The organism is Streptococcus mitis (genome assembly GCF_946188695.1).
GTDB lineage: Bacteria > Bacillota > Bacilli > Lactobacillales > Streptococcaceae > Streptococcus > Streptococcus mitis_DF.
Genome location: NZ_CAMHWI010000002.1, coordinates 18,060 through 35,869 on the forward strand (window position 1 = coordinate 18,060; position 17,810 = coordinate 35,869).

At 42.6% G+C, this 17,810-nt stretch carries 18 protein-coding genes; 16 read left to right on the top strand and 2 right to left on the bottom strand.

Annotated elements, in window-relative coordinates; all coding sequences use genetic code 11:
• Positions 1 to 51: 51 nt before the first annotated feature.
• A complete protein-coding gene (locus N8L33_RS01550; RefSeq protein WP_261058117.1) occupies positions 52 to 504 on the bottom strand; it encodes a universal stress protein in 453 nt (150 codons plus the stop codon).
• 161 nt (positions 505 to 665) lie between these two features.
• Here N8L33_RS01550 and N8L33_RS01555 point away from each other — a divergent pair, with 161 nt between their 5' ends.
• From N8L33_RS01555 to N8L33_RS01570, 4 genes are all read left to right on the top strand, one after another.
• Positions 666 to 968 carry a hypothetical protein gene (locus N8L33_RS01555; RefSeq protein ID WP_261058118.1) on the top strand — a complete coding sequence of 101 codons (303 nt, stop codon included), beginning with the start codon at positions 666 to 668 and terminating at the stop codon, positions 966 to 968.
• 156 nt (positions 969 to 1,124) lie between these two features.
• Positions 1,125 to 2,339, top strand: a complete 1,215-nt coding sequence (locus tag N8L33_RS01560; RefSeq protein WP_000666455.1) for a pyridoxal phosphate-dependent aminotransferase — start codon at positions 1,125 to 1,127, stop codon at positions 2,337 to 2,339.
• A 144-nt stretch (positions 2,340 to 2,483) separates the two neighbouring features.
• Positions 2,484 to 2,618, top strand: a complete 135-nt coding sequence (gene rpmH / locus N8L33_RS01565; protein ID WP_000831905.1) for a 50S ribosomal protein L34 — start codon at positions 2,484 to 2,486, stop codon at positions 2,616 to 2,618.
• Between the two features lie 137 nt (positions 2,619 to 2,755).
• The gene (locus N8L33_RS01570; protein ID WP_261058119.1) at positions 2,756 to 4,720 is read left to right on the top strand and encodes a peptide ABC transporter substrate-binding protein; all 1,965 of its coding nucleotides are present in this window, start codon (positions 2,756 to 2,758) and stop codon (positions 4,718 to 4,720) included.
• A 90-nt stretch (positions 4,721 to 4,810) separates the two neighbouring features.
• Here the strand turns inward: N8L33_RS01570 and N8L33_RS01575 are convergent, their stop codons facing one another.
• Positions 4,811 to 6,655 (bottom strand): APC family permease, encoded by a 1,845-nt coding sequence (locus tag N8L33_RS01575; protein WP_261058120.1) that lies wholly within the window; start codon positions 6,653 to 6,655, stop codon positions 4,811 to 4,813.
• A gap of 156 nt (positions 6,656 to 6,811) precedes the next feature.
• Between N8L33_RS01575 and N8L33_RS01580 the strand changes: the two genes are divergently transcribed.
• The 12 genes from N8L33_RS01580 to N8L33_RS01635 all read left to right on the top strand — a co-directional run bounded on the left by N8L33_RS01580 (position 6,812) and on the right by N8L33_RS01635 (position 17,810).
• Positions 6,812 to 7,585: a TatD family hydrolase gene (locus N8L33_RS01580; RefSeq protein ID WP_261058121.1), complete on the top strand. Its 774-nt coding sequence runs from the start codon at positions 6,812 to 6,814 to the stop codon at positions 7,583 to 7,585.
• A complete protein-coding gene (gene rnmV / locus N8L33_RS01585) occupies positions 7,585 to 8,151 on the top strand; it encodes a ribonuclease M5 (RefSeq protein ID WP_261058122.1) in 567 nt (188 codons plus the stop codon). Before N8L33_RS01580 ends, rnmV begins: the two co-directional genes overlap by 1 nt.
• Positions 8,152 to 8,216: 65 nt before the next feature.
• Positions 8,217 to 9,089 (top strand): 16S rRNA (adenine(1518)-N(6)/adenine(1519)-N(6))-dimethyltransferase RsmA, encoded by an 873-nt coding sequence (gene rsmA, locus N8L33_RS01590; protein ID WP_261058123.1) that lies wholly within the window; start codon positions 8,217 to 8,219, stop codon positions 9,087 to 9,089.
• A gap of 1 nt (position 9,090) precedes the next feature.
• Positions 9,091 to 9,969, top strand: coding sequence for a ribosome small subunit-dependent GTPase A (gene rsgA, locus N8L33_RS01595; protein WP_261058124.1), 879 nt, complete (start codon positions 9,091 to 9,093; stop codon positions 9,967 to 9,969).
• A gap of 10 nt (positions 9,970 to 9,979) precedes the next feature.
• Positions 9,980 to 10,636, top strand: coding sequence for a ribulose-phosphate 3-epimerase (gene rpe, locus N8L33_RS01600; RefSeq protein WP_000084990.1), 657 nt, complete (start codon positions 9,980 to 9,982; stop codon positions 10,634 to 10,636).
• On the top strand, positions 10,599 to 11,261 hold the full coding sequence (locus N8L33_RS01605; protein ID WP_033687304.1) for a thiamine diphosphokinase: 663 nt from the start codon (positions 10,599 to 10,601) through the stop codon (positions 11,259 to 11,261). Before rpe ends, N8L33_RS01605 begins: the two co-directional genes overlap by 38 nt.
• 1 nt (position 11,262) lies before the next feature.
• The gene (locus N8L33_RS01610; RefSeq protein ID WP_261058125.1) at positions 11,263 to 12,519 is read left to right on the top strand and encodes a DNA recombination protein RmuC; all 1,257 of its coding nucleotides are present in this window, start codon (positions 11,263 to 11,265) and stop codon (positions 12,517 to 12,519) included.
• Entirely contained in the window at positions 12,509 to 13,450 is a 942-nt protein-coding gene (locus N8L33_RS01615; protein ID WP_261058126.1) for a 3'-5' exoribonuclease YhaM family protein, read from the top strand. The genes N8L33_RS01610 and N8L33_RS01615 overlap by 11 nt, the downstream gene beginning before the upstream one ends.
• A gap of 266 nt (positions 13,451 to 13,716) precedes the next feature.
• Positions 13,717 to 14,544, top strand: coding sequence for a pur operon repressor (purR, locus tag N8L33_RS01620; protein WP_153209771.1), 828 nt, complete (start codon positions 13,717 to 13,719; stop codon positions 14,542 to 14,544).
• Positions 14,545 to 14,610: 66 nt separating this feature from the next.
• Positions 14,611 to 15,861, top strand: coding sequence for a diaminopimelate decarboxylase (locus tag N8L33_RS01625; RefSeq protein WP_261058127.1), 1,251 nt, complete (start codon positions 14,611 to 14,613; stop codon positions 15,859 to 15,861).
• Between the two features lie 125 nt (positions 15,862 to 15,986).
• A complete protein-coding gene (pflA, locus tag N8L33_RS01630) occupies positions 15,987 to 16,781 on the top strand; it encodes a pyruvate formate-lyase-activating protein (protein WP_033683045.1) in 795 nt (264 codons plus the stop codon).
• A 318-nt stretch (positions 16,782 to 17,099) separates the two neighbouring features.
• Complete coding sequence (locus N8L33_RS01635) at positions 17,100 to 17,810, top strand: ABC transporter ATP-binding protein (protein ID WP_261058128.1); 711 nt, start codon at positions 17,100 to 17,102, stop codon at positions 17,808 to 17,810.

The following is a 17,810-nucleotide window of genomic DNA, read 5'->3' on the forward strand; positions in this document are numbered from 1 at the left end:
AGAAGTATAAATAGTAAACAAAAAGGAGCTCTGGGCTCCTTTTCTTCGTGATTACAAAGTTTTTTCTTGTTCTCTCACAACCAGCAAATCGACCTTAGCGTGGCGGAGGATGTATTCAGATGAAGAACCGACCAAGAGGCGTTCAAAGGCGTTGAGACCGGTTGCGCCAACGAGGATGAGGTCTACTTCCTCAGCGTCTGGAATAGTACGCGCCAAGAGAGTCTTTGGATTTCCCATTTCAATAACGATGTGAACATCTGCCACACCAGCATCTGTTGCACGTTTTTCGTACTCTTTCATCAGACTTTCAGCATCGACTTGGAGTTCTTCGTAAACTTCAGCATCAAAGGTGGATACGCTTTGGAGAGCGCGTGTGTCAATGACATGAGCGATGGTGAGTTTAGCGTCGTTTCGTAGAGCAGAATGAACTCCCTTGACAAAAGCTAAGTCTGCTTCCTTAGAACCATCGATTGCGACCATAATATTTTGGTAACGTTGTGCCATAATGAAACCTCCTGAAATTTTCTTACTATAATTGTAAACCTTTTCACTATAGAAGTAAAGTAAAAAAAGTATTTTTCAAAAGAATGTTAGCGCTTAAAATCTATATAAATATATGATAAAATAAAAGAAAGATTAGCAGGAAAGAAGTGAAGGGAGGGAGAATGATGAAAAACTCTTTTCAAGAAACAAAAAAATCAGGTTTCCTTTATTATGGAATTATCCTAGTGTCTGTTTTGGTAGAAGTGATCATGATCTGGCAATTAGAAAAGTTGATTCCATTTCTCTATCCAGGTTTTGTTGGCTTTTTAGTCTTTCACCTACTCTACCATCTGCTATTATTCCTAGTTGCAAAACGAAGTGGTCGCTGGGATTACTTGATGATATGGGGGCTTTTCCTCATGTTCAATCTTCTCTATGACTCCTTTTTAGGCCTGCTTTTTCTAGGTTTATCTTTTGGTATGTGATGTGTCTCTCGCAAAATACCTGCTATCACCGCTGTCTCGGCCTCGCTTTTAGTGAGGCTTTTCTTCTATCCGAATCTAGTAACACATTTCAGCAAACTTGTCGCATTCTCTTTCTAGTGGTATAATGTTACTATCCTGATGAATTGAGGAAACAAGATGAAAGAATATAACAAGTCTAGTAAGTTAGAACATGTTGCTTATGATATCCGTGGTCCTGTTTTGGAAGAAGCTATGCGGATGCGAGCAAATGGAGAAAAGATTTTACGTCTGAATACAGGAAATCCAGCAGAATTTGGCTTTACAGCACCAGATGAGGTCATTCATGACTTAATTATGAATGCGCGTGATAGTGAAGGGTATTCTGACTCTAAAGGGATTTTCTCAGCCCGTAAGGCCATCATGCAGTATTGCCAATTGAAGAAATTCCCCAATGTGGATATTGATGATATTTACCTTGGAAATGGTGTCAGTGAACTGATTGTTATGTCCATGCAGGGGCTTTTGGATAATGGAGACGAGGTCTTGGTGCCTATGCCAGACTATCCTCTATGGACAGCTGCTGTCAGCCTAGCTGGAGGAAATGCCGTTCATTATATCTGTGATGAGGCTGCAGAATGGTACCCAGATATTGACGATATCAAGTCAAAAATCACTTCCAATACCAAGGCAATTGTCCTTATCAATCCAAACAACCCAACTGGAGCCCTTTATCCTAAGGAACTCTTGTTGGAAATCATTGAAATTGCCCGTCAGAACGATTTGATTATCTTTGCGGATGAAATTTATGACCGCATGGTAATGGATGGGCATGTGCATACGCCTGTGGCGAGCTTGGCACCAGATGTCTTCTGTGTCAGCATGAATGGTCTGTCAAAATCTCATCGTATCGCTGGTTTCCGCGTGGGTTGGATGGTCTTGTCTGGTCCTAAGACACATGTTAAAGGCTATATCGAAGGGCTCAATATGTTGTCCAATATGCGCCTTTGCTCTAACGTTTTGGCCCAACAAGTCGTACAAACTTCCTTGGGTGGTCACCAATCAGTCGATGAATTGCTCCTTCCTGGTGGACGAATTTATGAACAAAGAAACTTCATCTACAATGCTATTCAAGATATTCCAGGTTTGTCTGCCGTTAAACCCAAGGCTGGACTCTATATCTTCCCTAAAATCGACCGCAATATGTACCGTATCGATGATGATGAGCAGTTTGTCCTTGATTTCTTGAAGCAGGAAAAGGTTCTCTTGGTTCATGGTCGAGGCTTCAACTGGCAGGAACCAGACCACTTCCGTATCGTTTACCTTCCTCGTGTTGATGAACTAGCCCAAATCCAAGAAAAGATGACTCGATTCTTGAAACAGTATCGTAGATAGGGCTTACATAAGAAAAAGCTGGAAACATTTGCCTAGAGCTATTGACAAAAGTGAAAGAATCAGATAGAATAGTAAAGTATGTTTAGTAACTGATCACTTTATAGCCGGCTAAACGAATACAAAATCTATGAGGAGGTATTCATCGTGAAACGTACTTATCAACCAAGTAAACTTCGTCGTGCGCGCAAACACGGATTCCGTAACCGTATGTCAACTAAAAACGGTCGTCGCGTATTGGCAGCTCGTCGTCGTAAAGGACGCAAAGTTTTGGCTGCATAATCCAAACGAACTATATCAAAAATCAGTAGGAACTCGAGTCTACTGATTTTTATTTTTGTAAAAAAGTACAAAAGGCTTTATATTTTTGCTCAAATGGTGTATAATATTTCACATACTGTAAAAAATGGAGAATAATCATGAAGAAATCAAAAGTTATGCTTTTTGGAGCTATGGCTTTGACAGCAGGTCTAGCTTTAGCAGCGTGTGGGTCATCTCAATCAAGTAATGCAGATAAGACTTACTCTTATATCTTTGTCAATAACCCAGATACCTTGGATTACATTACCTCTACTCGAGACTCTACATCTAGTATCACAGCCAACTTGATTGATGGCTTGTTGGAAAATGACCAGTATGGCAATCTCATCCCCTCTATGGCTGAGTCATGGACGGTATCAAAAGATGGTTTGACTTACACTTATAAAATCCGTCAGGGGGCTAAATGGTACACTTCGGAAGGAGAGGAGTATGCGGATGTAACGGCTCATGACTTTGTGACTGGTCTTAAGTATGCTGCTGATAAAAAGGCTGAAAACTTGTACTTGGTACAAGACTCTATCAAGGGTCTAGCAGACTATGTTGAAGGGAAATCATCTGATTTTGGAACTGTTGGTGTAAAGGCAGTGGATGATTACACTCTCCAATATACCCTCAACCAACCTGAAACTTATTGGAACTCTAAAACAACAGCAAGTATTCTTAGTCCTGTAAATGAAGCCTTCTTGAAGTCTAAGGGAGATGACTTTGGAAGTGTGACACCATCAAGTATCTTGTCAAATGGTCCTTACTTGTTTAAGTCCTTCACATCCAAATCTTTGATTGAGTTTGACAAAAATCCTAATTACTGGGATAAGGACAATGTGAAAATCGAGAAAGTGAAGCTCTCTTTCTTTGACGGTTCTGACCAAGACAGCATTGCTAGAGGTTTCTTGGAAGGCAACTATACTGATGGTCGTATCTTCCCAACAAGTTCAGTCTTTGCTGAACTCAAGAAGGGAAATGAGGACAAGATTACCTATACACCGCAAAACTCAGTTACTTTCTATTATCTTTTCAACGTGAATCGTCAAAGCTACAAGCAGACTATGAAACAGTCTGATAAGGAAAAGACAGATTCACGTGTAGCTATGCAAAATAAGGATTTCCGTCAGGCTATCAACTTTGCCTTTGACCGTCATGCTTATGCAGCACAGACAAATGGTGAAGATGGAGCAGACCGTATCTTGCGTAACACGATTACACCAAGTAACTTTGTCCAAGTTGGCGATAAGAACTTCGGTGATATTGTCAATGAAAAAATTGTCAACTATGGTAAAGATTGGGCAAATATCAACCTAAATGATGGTAAGCAAGCCTTCTTGAACCCTGACAAGGCCAAAGAGAAATTTGCTAAGGCCAAAGAAAGCCTGCAAGCTCAAGGAGTAACTTTCCCAATTCATTTGGATATGCCAGTTGACCAGACTGCTAAGTTGGATGTGCAACAGGCCGGATCTTTCAAACAAACAGTGGAAGAAACTCTTGGTAAGGAGAATGTTGTTATCGATGTTATCCAACTATCTCCGGATGAAAAAGACCAGGCAACCTACTTTGCAGATACAGCAGAACAAAAAGACTACGACATCGACATCTCAGGATGGGGTGGAGACTACTCAGATCCTAAGACTTACCTAGCGATCCTAGATCCAGAGACAGGTTCTCAGTTGAAAAATATGGGCTTGTCTGAAGAAAAAGACAAGGAAGTGAAGGACAAGATTGGTCTTTCTGACTACAAGAAACTCTTGGATGAGGCCGACGCTGAAATCACAGATACTCAAGCCCGCTATGAAAAATATGCTGAAGCCCAAGCTTGGTTGACAGATAGCGCCTTGTTCCTACCAGTTCAAAGTGGTGGAGCCAACCCAATCTTCCGTAAGACTATACCGTTTACAGGCCCATTCTCATTCGTTGGACACAAAGGAGATGCAGACAACTATAAATATGTTGAATTGCAAAAAGAGCCAGTCACTGCTAAACAGTACCAAGAACTTTATGAAAAATGGCTAAAAGAAAAAGCTGAGTCAAATAAAAAAGCTCAGGAAGATTTAGCTAACCACATTCAATAATATTCCTAGTCATGCTTTTCAGTTAAGGCATAGTGGCTGGATTCAGAAAAGGCCTTACCAGAGCTTCTTGGTTCTGGTAGGGCCTTTTCTTTATTCTTTTAAGTGATAAGAGTAGCTAGCGACAACGACGTCTTGGTGCCAACGAAGGGCGTATTTGAGTTTGAGGCTCATCTGATTGTGTAGGATATTTTGCCAAGGTTTATTAGGGATAAATTGGGGTACCAGAACAGTGACTGTATAGTTCTTTTTCTGGGCATCCTCAGAGATTAGTTTGACATACTTGACAGTAGGCGTGATGATATCGCGATAGCTGGTCTTGATATTTTTCAGAGTAATGGTTGGGAAGTAATCGGCAAATTCTTGGAGAATTTCCTGGTCTTTTTCTGCTGTTTCCTTAGTAGAAATGTGCATGGCTAAGACTTCATCTCCGATACTTTGAGCGTAGTTAATGGCTCCAACGCTAACTCGGGTGACATTTCCTACTAGGACGAGAACTAGATTGCCATCGTAGGTACGTTTTTCGATGCCTTCATAGAGTCGCAGTTGTTGAGCTACTTTTTGGTAATGACTGTGAATCGCCAAGAAGAGTAGAGTGAGTACGAGAATAATCGGGAAGAAAGGCCAGATATCACTGAGACGGAAAAAGAGCAAGATTAGTACAATCGCGTAGCAAATGATAGCTCCAAGGATATTGGCAAGGGCAGGTTTTAAGAAATTTGCCCCTTTTTTCTTTTTCCAATGACGAATCATCCCAGTCTGAGAAAGGGCAAAGGGCACGAAGACACCGATAGTATAAAGAGGAATCAAGCGTTCGGTATTGCCATTAAAAATGAGAAGAAGAATCATAGCTCCAAAAGCCAGAGTTAAGATTCCATTGGAGTATCCTAGTCGGTCTCCTTTTTCCATAAAGAGGTGAGGCATGTATTTGTTTTTAGCCATATTATAAGCCAGCATAGGAAAGGCTGAAAAGCCAGTATTTGCTGCTACGGCCAAAATCAAGGCTGTGGAGAATTGGAAGGTATAATAGCCAAGGTGACCTAAGAAGGAATTACCAAGTATGCCTTGAGCCATCTGTGAAAGAATAGTTTCTCCGTGTTGAGGCATAATCCCCATCCAGTAGTTTAGGAAGGTAATACCAGCAAAAAGAAATCCTAAAATCAGTGACATGATGGTCAAGGTTTGAGCGGCATTCTTTTCTTTTGGAGCCTTGAAAAATGGAACGGCATTTGAAATAGCTTCAACCCCTGTCAGAGAGGCAGAACCACTGGTAAAGGCTCTTAGAATGAGAACGATAGACAGACTCGGCACAGCGTGTCCGATAGGAGAAGTAGCCTGATAGTTGAGAGAACCTGTTGTTAGTTGAAAGATTCCATAGAGCAAGAGAAAGACAGTACTGATGATAAAGAGATAGACAGGAATCATCAGTGAACTGGCAGATTCTTTCAACCCCCGTAAGTTCAAGAGCATGAGCAAGCAAACTAGAAAAATGGAGATGTGGAGGTTGTAAGGGTGGAGGGCAGGAAGGGCTGCTGTGATAGCGTCAGCTCCAGATGATACCGATACCGCCACAGTCAGCATGTAGTCAACTAGCAGACTGCCTCCAGCAATCAAGCCTAGCTCGGGCGATAGATTTTCTCGAGTAACCATATAAGCCCCTCCTCCTTGAGGGTAGGCGTGGATGATTTGACGGTAGGAGACGGTTAAACTAGCCAGGAGCAGGAGGACAAAAAGGCCGATAGGAATGCTCCACCATATAGCAAGTGGAGAGAGACTAGCCAAGACGAGGACTACTTGCTCAGGTCCATAGGCAATGGAAGATAGAGCGTCGCTTGACAACATGGCCAGTGCCTGCATTTTTCCCAGTAGCCCTCCCTCGCCTTCGGTTAAGGACTTAAGAGGACGACCGATAAAGGTCTGTTTTAATTTTGTAAACATAGTTGTTTCCTTTGTTGAAAAATTCAATAAGTGTTATTATACTGCTTTGGAACAAGAGGGTCAAGAGACGATGGTGGGTTTTAGAATATTTTTTACAGATGAGGAGAGAGGGCAGTTTTTTGGTATAATAGAAGATAGAAAACGAGGTTAGAAGAGATGATTTTTGATACACATACACACTTGAATGTAGAAGAATTTGCAGGTCGTGAGGCAGAAGAAATTGCCTTGGCTGCGGAGATGGGTGTGACACAGATGAATATTGTTGGTTTTGATGAACCGACGATTGAGCGTGCTTTGGAGTTGGTGGATGAGTATGACCAACTCTATGCGACGATTGGCTGGCATCCGACGGAAGCAGGGACTTACACAGATGAGGTCGAAACTTACTTGCTTGAAAAACTAAAACATCCCAAGGTTATTGCCTTGGGTGAGATTGGTTTGGATTATCATTGGATGACAGCTCCGAAAGAGGTGCAGGAGCAGGTTTTTCGCCGTCAGATTCAGTTATCTAAGGACTTGGATTTGCCTTTTGTTGTCCATACCCGTGATGCGTTGGAAGATACCTATGAGATTATCAAGAGCGAGGGAGTTGGTCCTCGAGGTGGCATCATGCATTCTTTCTCAGGAACTCTTGAATGGGCAGAGAAGTTTGTCGAGCTTGGTATGACCATTTCCTTTTCAGGAGTGGTGACTTTTAAGAAGGCAACCGATATCCAAGAGGCGGCTAGAGAACTTCCTTTGGACAAGATTTTGGTGGAGACGGATGCGCCTTACTTGGCTCCTGTTCCTAAACGTGGTCGCGAAAACAAAACGGCCTACACTCGCTATGTAGTAGACTTTATCGCGGATTTGCGTGGTATGACGACAGAAGAGCTGGCGGCAGCAACGACTGCAAATGCAGAGCGCATTTTTGGATTGGACAACAAGTAATGAAAGAAAAAATTTCCCAAGTCATCGTGGTTGAAGGTCGCGATGATACGGCCAATCTCAAACGTTATTTCGAGGTAGAGACCTATGAGACTCGAGGTTCTGCCATCAATGACCAGGATATAGAGCGAATTCAGAGACTGCACCAACGCCATGGAGTCATTGTCTTTACAGACCCGGATTTTAATGGGGAGCGGATTCGGCGCATGATTATGACGGCTATTCCAACAGTTCAGCATGCCTTTCTCAAGCGAGATGAAGCTGTTCCCAAATCCAAGACCAAGGGACGGTCTCTGGGAATTGAGCATGCCAGCTATGAAGACCTGAAAACAGCTCTCGCTCAGGTGACAGAACAATTTGAACATGAGAGTCAGTTTGACATCAGTCGTAGCGACTTGATCCGCCTTGGTTTTCTAGCAGGAGCAGATAGCCGTAAGCGACGAGAATATCTAGGAGAAGCTCTCCGAATTGGTTATTCCAACGGCAAGCAACTCCTCAAACGCCTAGAGTTATTTGGGGTCACCTTGGTAGAAGTGGAAGAAGCTATGAAATCTTATAAGAACAGCTAAGCAGACCCCAAAATACAAGGGGAATGTGTTACAATAGAAGTAACAGATAATAGAAAAGAGAATAAATGAGAATTGCAGATTATAGCGTGACCAAGGCAGTGCTAGAGCGTCACGGTTTTACCTTTAAAAAGTCCTTCGGACAAAATTTCCTGACGGATACCAATATCCTTCAAAAAATCGTGGATACAGCTGAAATTGATGACCAGGTTAATGTTATCGAAATAGGGCCAGGGATTGGTGCCTTGACAGAATTTTTGGCTGAGCGTGCAGCTCAAGTCATGGCCTTTGAGATCGACCACCGTTTGGTACCGATTTTGGCAGATACCTTGCGTGATTTTGACAATGTGACCGTAGTCAACGAGGACATTCTCAAGGTCGATTTGGCGAAACATATCCAGAATTTCAAAAATCCTGACCTGCCAATCAAGGTAGTAGCTAACTTGCCTTACTATATCACGACGCCTATTCTCATGCACTTGATAGAGAGTGGCATTCCTTTTAGTGAGTTTGTGGTCATGATGCAAAAAGAAGTGGCGGATCGGATCTCAGCCCAACCTAACACCAAGGCTTACGGTAGCTTGTCGATTGCGGTTCAGTATTACATGACAGCCAAGGTCGCCTTTATCGTGCCTCGTACGGTCTTTGTGCCAGCACCAAATGTGGACTCAGCTATTTTGAAAATGGTGCGTCGTCCAGAGCCAGCTGTAGCAGTAGAAGATGAAAACTTCTTCTTTAAGGTTTCCAAGGCTAGTTTTACCCATCGCCGCAAGACCTTGTGGAACAATTTGACAGGTTACTTTGGCAAGACTGAAGAAGTCAAGGATAAATTGACCAAGGCATTGGATCAGGCAGGCTTGTCTCCATCTGTGCGTGGTGAAGCTCTCAGCTTGGCAGAGTTTGCCAGCCTAGCTGATGCGCTTAAAGGGCAAGGACTCTAAGATGCAGGGACAAATCATTAAAGCCTTGGCAGGGTTCTACTATGTAGAAAGTGATGGTCAGGTTTATCAGACGCGCGCGCGTGGGAATTTCCGTAAAAAAGGCCATACTCCTTATGTTGGGGACTGGGTAGATTTCTCTGCCGAGGAAAATTCAGAAGGTTATATCCTCAAAATTTACGAACGGAAAAACAGTCTGGTTCGCCCACCTATTGTTAATATTGACCAAGCTGTGGTAATCATGTCCGTCAAGGAACCTGATTTTAACAGCAACTTGCTGGATCGGTTCTTGGTTCTTTTGGAACACAAGGACATCCATCCTATCATTTATATTTCTAAAATGGACTTGCTGGAAGATCGGTCAGAATTGGATTTTTACCAGCAGACCTATGGTGACATTGGCTATGACTTTGTGACCAGTAAAGAAGAACTCTTGCCTTTGTTAACAGGAAAGGTTACAGTCTTTATGGGGCAGACAGGTGTTGGGAAGTCAACTCTTCTCAATAAAATCGCACCAGATCTCAATCTTGAAACAGGAGAAATCTCAGACAGTCTGGGTCGTGGGCGCCATACCACTCGAGCTGTTAGTTTTTACAACCTCAATGGGGGTAAAATCGCGGACACACCAGGTTTTTCATCGCTGGACTATGAAGTATCAACGGCTGAAGACCTCAATCAGGCTTTTCCAGAGCTTGCCACTGTCAGTCGAGACTGCAAGTTCCGTACTTGTACCCATACCCATGAGCCGTCCTGTGCTATCAAGCCAGCAGTTGAAGAAGGTGTTATTGCCACCTTCCGTTTTGACAACTACCTACAATTCCTCAGTGAAATTGAAAATCGCAGAGAAACCTATAAAAAAGTCAGCAAAAAAATTCCAAAATAAGGAGAAGCCTATGTCTCAATACAAGATTGCTCCGTCAATTCTGGCAGCAGATTATGCCAACTTTGAACGTGAAATCAAACGCCTAGAAGCAACTGGGGCAGAATATGCCCATATCGATATCATGGACGGTCACTTTGTACCACAAATCAGTTTTGGTGCAGGTGTAGTCGAAGCTCTTCGACCACATAGTAAGATGGTCTTTGACTGTCACTTGATGGTGGCGAATCCAGAGCATCATCTAGAAGACTTTGCTCGTGCAGGGGCAGATATCATCAGCATCCATGTGGAAGCAACGCCTCATATTCATGGTGCTCTCCAAAAGATTCGTTCGCTCGGTGTCAAACCTTCGGTTGTTATCAATCCTGGTACGCCTGTTGAGGCGATTAAGCATGTCCTTCACCTAGTTGACCAAGTCTTAGTCATGACAGTGAACCCAGGCTTTGGTGGGCAAGCCTTTCTACCAGAGACCATGGATAAGGTTCGTGAGTTGGTTGCTCTTCGTGAGGAAAAAGGCTTGAACTTTGAAATCGAAGTGGATGGTGGGATTGATGATCAAACTATTGCCCAAGCCAAAGAAGCTGGTGCGACTGTTTTTGTAGCAGGTTCCTATGTCTTTAAGGGAGATGTCAATGAGCGAGTACAAACTCTCAGAAAACAACTGGACTAGGGTTGCCGTTTTTGCAGGAGGAGACCGCGGTCACTACCGGACGGACTTTGATAGTTTTGTCGGTGTGGATCGAGGCTCGCTTTGGGTTTTGGAAGAAAACCTTCCTCTTGCTCTAGCAGTTGGAGATTTTGATTCTGTAACTGCAGAAGAACGACAGGTGATTCAAAAAAGTGCCCAGCATTTTGTCCAAGCCCGACCAGAAAAGGATGATACTGATCTGGAATTGGCTCTCTTGACCATCTTTGAACAAAATCCTCATGCTCAAGTCACTATTTTCGGTGCTCTTGGTGGTCGTATTGACCACATGCTGGCCAATGTCTTTCTGCCTAGCAATCCCAAGTTAGCACCCTATATGAGCCAGATAGCGATTGAGGATGGGCAAAACTTGATTACTTATTGTCCAGAAGGAACCAGTCAGCTACATCCCCGTTCAGACTACGACTATCTTGCTTTTATGCCGGTTCGGGATAGCCAGCTGACCATTCTTGGAGCCAAGTATGAGTTGACTGAGGAAAATTTTTTCTTTAAAAAAGTGTACGCTTCTAACGAATATATAGATAGGGAAGTGTCGGTGACTTGCCCAGATGGCTATGTGGTCGTGCTGCATAGTAAGGATAGGAGGTAGGATGGAAAGTTTACTTGTTCTATTATTGATTGCCAACCTAGCTGGTATCTTTCTGATTTGGCAAAGGCAGGATAAGCAGGAAGAACATCTAAGTAAGAGCATGGAGGATCAGGCAGATCACTTGTCAGACCAGTTGGATTATCGCTTTGAACAAGCCAGACAAGCCAGCCAGTTGGATCAAAAAGATTTGGAAGTGGCTGTCAGTGACCGTTTGCAAGAAGTTCGAATGGAATTGCACCAAGGTCTGACTCAGGTCCGTCAAGAAATGACAGATAATCTCCTCCAAACCAGAGATAAGACCGACCAACGTCTCCAAGCCTTGCAGGAATCAAATGAGCAACGTTTGGAGCAAATGCGCCAAACGGTCGAGGAAAAACTAGAAAAGACCTTGCAGACGCGCTTGCAAGCTTCCTTTGAGACAGTTTCCAAACAACTGGAGTCTGTCAATCGTGGCCTTGGAGAAATGCAGACAGTTGCCCGTGATGTTGGCACCCTCAACAAGGTTCTCTCTGGAACTAAAACGCGAGGGATTCTGGGAGAATTGCAACTGGGGCAAATCATCGAGGATATCATGACCCCTGCCCAGTATGAACGAGAATTCGCAACAGTTGAAAACTCTAGCGAGCGAGTGGAGTATGCTATCAAGTTACCCGGACAAGGCGACCAAGAATACGTCTATCTACCAATTGACTCTAAGTTTCCACTGGCTGATTATTATCGCCTAGAAGAAGCATATGAAGCAGGGGACAAGGATGAGATTGAACGCTGTCGCAAGTCGCTCCTAGCAAGCGTCAAGCGCTTTGCCAAGGATATCAGGAGCAAGTACATAGCACCGCCTCGGACGACCAATTTTGGAGTTTTGTTTGTTCCGACAGAAGGTCTCTACTCAGAAATCGTCCGCAATCCGGTCTTCTTTGATGATTTGAGGCGGGAGGAGCAAATTATTGTCGCAGGTCCAAGTACCCTATCAGCTCTTCTCAATTCCCTATCAGTTGGCTTCAAGACCCTCAATATCCAAAAGAGTGCCGACCATATCAGCAAGACACTTGCCAGTGTTAAGACCGAGTTTGGCAAGTTTGGTGGCATTCTGGTCAAGGCACAAAAGCATCTCCAACATGCCTCTGGCAATATTGATGAATTATTAAACCGTCGCACTACAGCTATTGAGCGAACGCTCCGTCACATTGAATTATCAGAAGGTGAGCCTGCGCTTGATCTACTCCATTTCCAAGAAGATGAGGAAGAATATGAAGATTAGTCACATGAAAAAAGATGAGTTGTTTGAAGGCTTTTACCTAATCAAGTCAGCTGATTTGAGGCAAACTCGAGCTGGGAAAAATTACCTAGCTTTTACCTTCCAAGATGATAGTGGCGAGATTGAAGGGAAACTCTGGGATGCCCAACCACATAACGTTGAGGCCTTTACTGCAGGTAAGGTTGTCCACATGAAAGGACGCCGAGAAGTTTATAACAATACTCCACAGGTCAATCAAATTACTCTCCGCCTGCCTCAACCTGGTGAACCCAATGACCCATCCGATTTCAAGGTCAAGTCGCCAGTTGATGTCAAGGAAATCCGTGACTATATGGCGCAAATGATTTTTAAAATTGAAAATCCTGTTTGGCAACGGATTGTTCGAAAGCTCTACACCAAGTATGATAAGGAATTTTACTCCTATCCAGCTGCCAAGACCAACCATCATGCCTTTGAAACGGGTTTAGCCTATCATACGGCGACCATGGTGCGCTTGGCAGATGCTATTAGCGAAATCTATCCTCAGCTCAATAAGAGCTTGCTCTATGCAGGAATCATGCTACATGACTTGGCTAAAGTCATCGAGTTGACGGGACCAGACCAGACTGAGTATACAGTACGAGGTAATCTTCTTGGACATATCGCTCTAATTGATAGCGAAATTACCAAGACAGTTATGGAACTCGGTATTGATGATACCAAGGAAGAAGTCGTTCTGCTTCGTCACGTCATCCTTAGTCACCACGGCTTACTTGAGTATGGAAGTCCAGTCCGTCCACGCATTATGGAAGCAGAGATTATCCATATGATTGATAATCTGGATGCAAGCATGATGATGATGTCAACAGCTCTGGCTTTGGTGGATAAGGGAGAGATGACCAATAAAATCTTCGCTATGGACAATCGTTCCTTCTATAAACCAGATTTAGATTAACAATTTAAGAAAAATGAGCATTTTTTAGGATAAGAATGTTCGTTTTTTTATGTGAATATGGTATAATAAGTAAAAGACAAAAATGAATACTCTTCTAAAATCTCTTCAAACTAGGGTAGCATCGCCTTGTCGTATGTATATATGTAGTTATATTACAGACCTTGTCAGTTCTATCGACAATCTCAAAACAGTGTTTTGAACCACCAGCGACCAGCTTTCTAGTTTGCTTTTTGATTTTTTGAATAAAAATGGAATAGGAAATAGAAATGAAATTAAGAAGAAGTGATCGGATGGTTGTCATTTCCAACTATTTGATTAATAATCCTTATAAACTAACTAGTCTCAATACTTTTGCTGAAAAGTATGAATCTGCTAAATCATCCATCTCAGAAGATATCGTGATTATCAAACGTGCCTTTGAGGAAATCGAAATTGGTCACATCCAGACTGTAACTGGGGCTGGCGGAGGTGTTATCTTTACACCATCAATCTCAAGCCATGATGCTAAGGAAATGGTTGAAGACTTGCGTGCCAAGTTGTCAGAAAGTGACCGTATCTTGCCAGGTGGCTATATCTACCTGTCTGATTTGCTTAGCACACCAGCCATCTTGAAAAATATTGGTCGCATTATTGCTAAGAGCTTTATGGACCAAAAAATTGATGCCGTTATGACCGTAGCGACTAAGGGTGTTCCGCTTGCAAATGCAGTTGCCAATGTCCTCAATGTTCCTTTTGTTATTGTGCGCCGTGACCTGAAAATTACCGAAGGTTCAACTGTCAGCGTCAACTATGTATCAGGTTCAAGTGGTGACCGCATTGAGAAAATGTTCCTTTCAAAACGCAGTCTCAAGGCAGGCAGCCGTGTCTTGATTGTGGATGATTTCTTGAAAGGTGGCGGAACTATCAATGGGATGATCAGCCTCTTGCGTGAATTTGATTCAGAATTGGCAGGTGTCGCAGTCTTTGCGGACAATGCCCAAGAAGAACGTGAAAAGCAATTTGACTACAAGTCACTCTTGAAAGTAACCAATATTGATGTCAAGAACCAAGCCATCGATGTTGAGGTTGGCAATATCTTTGACGAAGATAAATAAGAGATAGAACTAAAGGTTGGAACGATTGTCCCAGCCTTTCTTTGCAAATAGAATAGAAGGAAGCTTATGAAAACACCATTTATCAATAGAGAAGACTTAGAAGCGATTGTTGCTGAGTTCCCAACACCCTTTCACTTGTATGATGAGAAGGGGATTCGTGAGAAGGCAAGAGCTGTCAACCAAGCCTTTTCTTGGAACAAGGGATTTAAGGAGTATTTTGCAGTTAAGGCTACTCCAACACCAGCTATCTTGAAAATCCTCCAAGAGGAAGGGTGCGGTGTGGACTGCTCTAGTTATGTAGAGCTTTTGATGAGTCACAAACTGGATTTCCCCGGTTCTGAGATTATGTTCTCTTCTAACAACACGCCGGATAAGGAATACGCTTATGCGCGTGAATTAGGTGCGACCATTAACTTGGATGCTTTTGAAGATATTGAACATCTAGAGCGTGCAGCAGGCATTCCAGAAATCATCTCTTGTCGTTACAATCCTGGCGGTGTTTTTGAACTGGGGACTGACATTATGGACAATCCTGGAGAAGCTAAGTTTGGAATGACCAAGGACCAGCTCTTTGAAGCCTTTGCTATCTTGAAGGAAAAAGGAGCTAAGACCTTTGGGATTCACTCCTTCCTAGCATCCAATACCGTGACCCATCTCTATTATCCAGAGTTGGCGCGTCAGCTCTTTGAATTGGCTGTTGAGATCAAGGAAAAGTTGGGTATTTCGCTAGACTTTATCAATCTTTCCGGCGGTATTGGTGTCAACTATCGTCCGGATCAGGAGCCAAACGATATTGCCTTGATTGGTGAGGGAGTTCGTAAGGTTTATGAAGAGGTTCTTACGCCAGCAGGTCTTGGTCAGGTTAAGATTTTTACAGAATTGGGTCGCTTTATGTTGGCCCCTCACGGAGCTTTGGTCACAAGAGTCACTCATAGGAAGGAAACCTACCGTACCTATCTAGGTGTGGATGCATCAGCAGTAAACCTCATGCGTCCAGCCATGTACGGAGCCTACCACCATATCACCAATCTGACTCACCCAGAAGGACCAGCTGAAGTAGTAGATGTGGTCGGTTCACTCTGCGAAAACAATGATAAATTTGCAGTGAATCGCGAACTGCCTCATACAGAAATCGGTGATTTGCTGGTAATTCATGATACAGGTGCCCACGGTTTTTCAATGGGATACCAGTATAATGCCAAATTACGTTCTGCGGAAATCCTCTATACTGAAGAAGGTAAAGCTCGTCAAATCCGCCGTGCAGAGCGCCCTGAGGACTATTTTGCAACCTTGTATGGCTTTAATTTTGAAGAATAATCTGAGAATAGATTGAAAATGAAATTGAAAAACAGATTGCTTTCTAAAAAATAGGCAAAAATCTTGTTTTTCCTTCAAGTCGTGATATAATAAAACTATAAAACGTTTTCAAGGAAGGTAACGATATGTCTGAAGAAACAATTGATTATGGACAAGTGACAGGAATGGTGCATTCGACAGAAAGCTTTGGTTCGGTAGATGGGCCTGGTATTCGCTTTATTGTCTTTTTGCAGGGCTGTCACATGCGTTGCCAGTATTGCCACAATCCAGACACATGGGCTATGGAGTCCAATAAATCACGTGAACGGACAGTAGATGATGTCTTGGCAGAGGCATTGCGCTACCGCGGTTTCTGGGGAAATAAGGGTGGTATTACAGTCAGTGGGGGGGAAGCCCTCTTGCAGATTGATTTCTTGATTGCCCTCTTCACCAAGGCTAAAGAACAAGGAATCCACTGTACCTTGGATACCTGTGCCCTTCCATTCCGTAATAAACCTCGTTACCTTGAAAAGTTTGACAAGCTCATGGCTGTCACTGACTTGGTTCTCTTGGATATCAAGGAAATCAACGAAGAACAGCACAAGATTGTCACTAGCCAAACCAATAAAAACATCTTGGCCTGTGCCCAGTATCTATCAGATATTGGAAAGCCTGTCTGGATTCGCCACGTGCTCGTTCCAGGTTTGACAGATAGAGACGATGATTTGATTGAACTTGGGAAGTTCGTCAAGACCCTCAAAAATGTTGATAAGTTTGAAATTTTGCCTTATCACACCATGGGCGAGTTCAAATGGCGTGAATTGGGAATCCCATATTCACTCGAAGGAGTCAAACCACCAACAGCAGACCGTGTTAAGAATGCCAAGAAACTCATGGATACCGAAAGTTATCAAGACTATATGAAACGTGTACATGGATAACAAAGAAGCCTGATGGAAACATCGGGCTTTTAAGTTTACACAAATCTAGATAATTAAATGAAACAAAATTTTATACTCTTCGAAAATCTCTTCAAACCACGTCAACGTCGCTTTGTCGTATATATGTGACTGACTTTGTCAGTTTCATCTACAACCTCAAAACAGTGTTTTGAGCAGCCTGCGGCTAGCTTCCTAGTTTGCTCTTTGATTTTCATTGAGTTTTAAATCTTTTGACTCTTGAAATTCTGAAAAAAATCCGAAAATGAATGTGTAAGATATAGTTACGTTTAGAAATATTAAATAGAGTAGGAGAACATCATGGAACAAAGTATTGCCATTAAAAATTTATGTAAGTCATATGGACAAACTCAAATTTTAAAAGATATTTCTTTTGAAGCAAAAGCAGGCAGAGTGACTGCTTTCCTGGGTCCAAATGGAGCTGGAAAAAGTTCAACCTTACGTATTTTATTAGGATTAGACAAAGCAACATCTGGTCTTACCAAAATTGGAGATCAAACTTATAAGGAATTAAAATTTCCTCTAAAGACTGTAGGAGCTTCATTTGACAGTGTAGGAGCCCCTGATGATCGGACTGTTTATCAACATTTGAAAATTGTTGCTGCTAGTAATGGGATATCCAGTCAGCGAATTGAACAAGTCTTGGATATGGTGGATATTAGCCATAAGAAAAAATCTAAAATTGGGAAATTATCATTAGGAGAAGGACAACGATTAGGGATTGCAACAGCTCTATTGGGAAATCCTCAATATCTGATATTGGATGAACCGACTAATGGGTTGGATCCAAGAGGAATTCGGTGGTTTAGAGAGTTTATAAAAAAACAAGCTCAAGAAGGGAAGACAGTCTTGCTATCATCTCATATATTATCGGAAGTGGAAGCAGTAACAGATGATGTAGTTATCATAAATAAAGGAAAAGTTCTTATAAAAGGGACTTTACAAGAAGTGATGAAAAATCTTTCTTCACTAGAAGAAGTCTTCTTTAATTTAACAGAGGGAGGAAAGTGA

What these genes read in the sequence shown, in the direction of transcription:
- N8L33_RS01560 (WP_000666455.1), top strand. Translation starts at nt 1,125, where the DNA reads ATGAAAGAATATAACAAGTCTAGTAAGTTAGAACATGTTGCTTATGAT.
- N8L33_RS01550 (WP_261058117.1), bottom strand. Translation starts at nt 504, where the DNA reads ATGGCACAACGTTACCAAAATATTATGGTCGCAATCGATGGTTCTAAG.
- N8L33_RS01580 (WP_261058121.1), top strand. Translation starts at nt 6,812, where the DNA reads ATGATTTTTGATACACATACACACTTGAATGTAGAAGAATTTGCAGGT.
- N8L33_RS01605 (WP_033687304.1), top strand. Translation starts at nt 10,599, where the DNA reads ATGAGCGAGTACAAACTCTCAGAAAACAACTGGACTAGGGTTGCCGTT.
- N8L33_RS01555 (WP_261058118.1), top strand. Translation starts at nt 666, where the DNA reads ATGATGAAAAACTCTTTTCAAGAAACAAAAAAATCAGGTTTCCTTTAT.
- N8L33_RS01610 (WP_261058125.1), top strand. Translation starts at nt 11,263, where the DNA reads ATGGAAAGTTTACTTGTTCTATTATTGATTGCCAACCTAGCTGGTATC.
- N8L33_RS01625 (WP_261058127.1), top strand. Translation starts at nt 14,611, where the DNA reads ATGAAAACACCATTTATCAATAGAGAAGACTTAGAAGCGATTGTTGCT.
- N8L33_RS01570 (WP_261058119.1), top strand. Translation starts at nt 2,756, where the DNA reads ATGAAGAAATCAAAAGTTATGCTTTTTGGAGCTATGGCTTTGACAGCA.
- N8L33_RS01575 (WP_261058120.1), bottom strand. Translation starts at nt 6,655, where the DNA reads ATGTTTACAAAATTAAAACAGACCTTTATCGGTCGTCCTCTTAAGTCC.
- rsgA (WP_261058124.1), top strand. Translation starts at nt 9,091, where the DNA reads ATGCAGGGACAAATCATTAAAGCCTTGGCAGGGTTCTACTATGTAGAA.
- pflA (WP_033683045.1), top strand. Translation starts at nt 15,987, where the DNA reads ATGTCTGAAGAAACAATTGATTATGGACAAGTGACAGGAATGGTGCAT.
- N8L33_RS01635 (WP_261058128.1), top strand. Translation starts at nt 17,100, where the DNA reads ATGGAACAAAGTATTGCCATTAAAAATTTATGTAAGTCATATGGACAA.
- purR (WP_153209771.1), top strand. Translation starts at nt 13,717, where the DNA reads ATGAAATTAAGAAGAAGTGATCGGATGGTTGTCATTTCCAACTATTTG.
- rnmV (WP_261058122.1), top strand. Translation starts at nt 7,585, where the DNA reads ATGAAAGAAAAAATTTCCCAAGTCATCGTGGTTGAAGGTCGCGATGAT.
- N8L33_RS01615 (WP_261058126.1), top strand. Translation starts at nt 12,509, where the DNA reads ATGAAGATTAGTCACATGAAAAAAGATGAGTTGTTTGAAGGCTTTTAC.
- rpe (WP_000084990.1), top strand. Translation starts at nt 9,980, where the DNA reads ATGTCTCAATACAAGATTGCTCCGTCAATTCTGGCAGCAGATTATGCC.
- rsmA (WP_261058123.1), top strand. Translation starts at nt 8,217, where the DNA reads ATGAGAATTGCAGATTATAGCGTGACCAAGGCAGTGCTAGAGCGTCAC.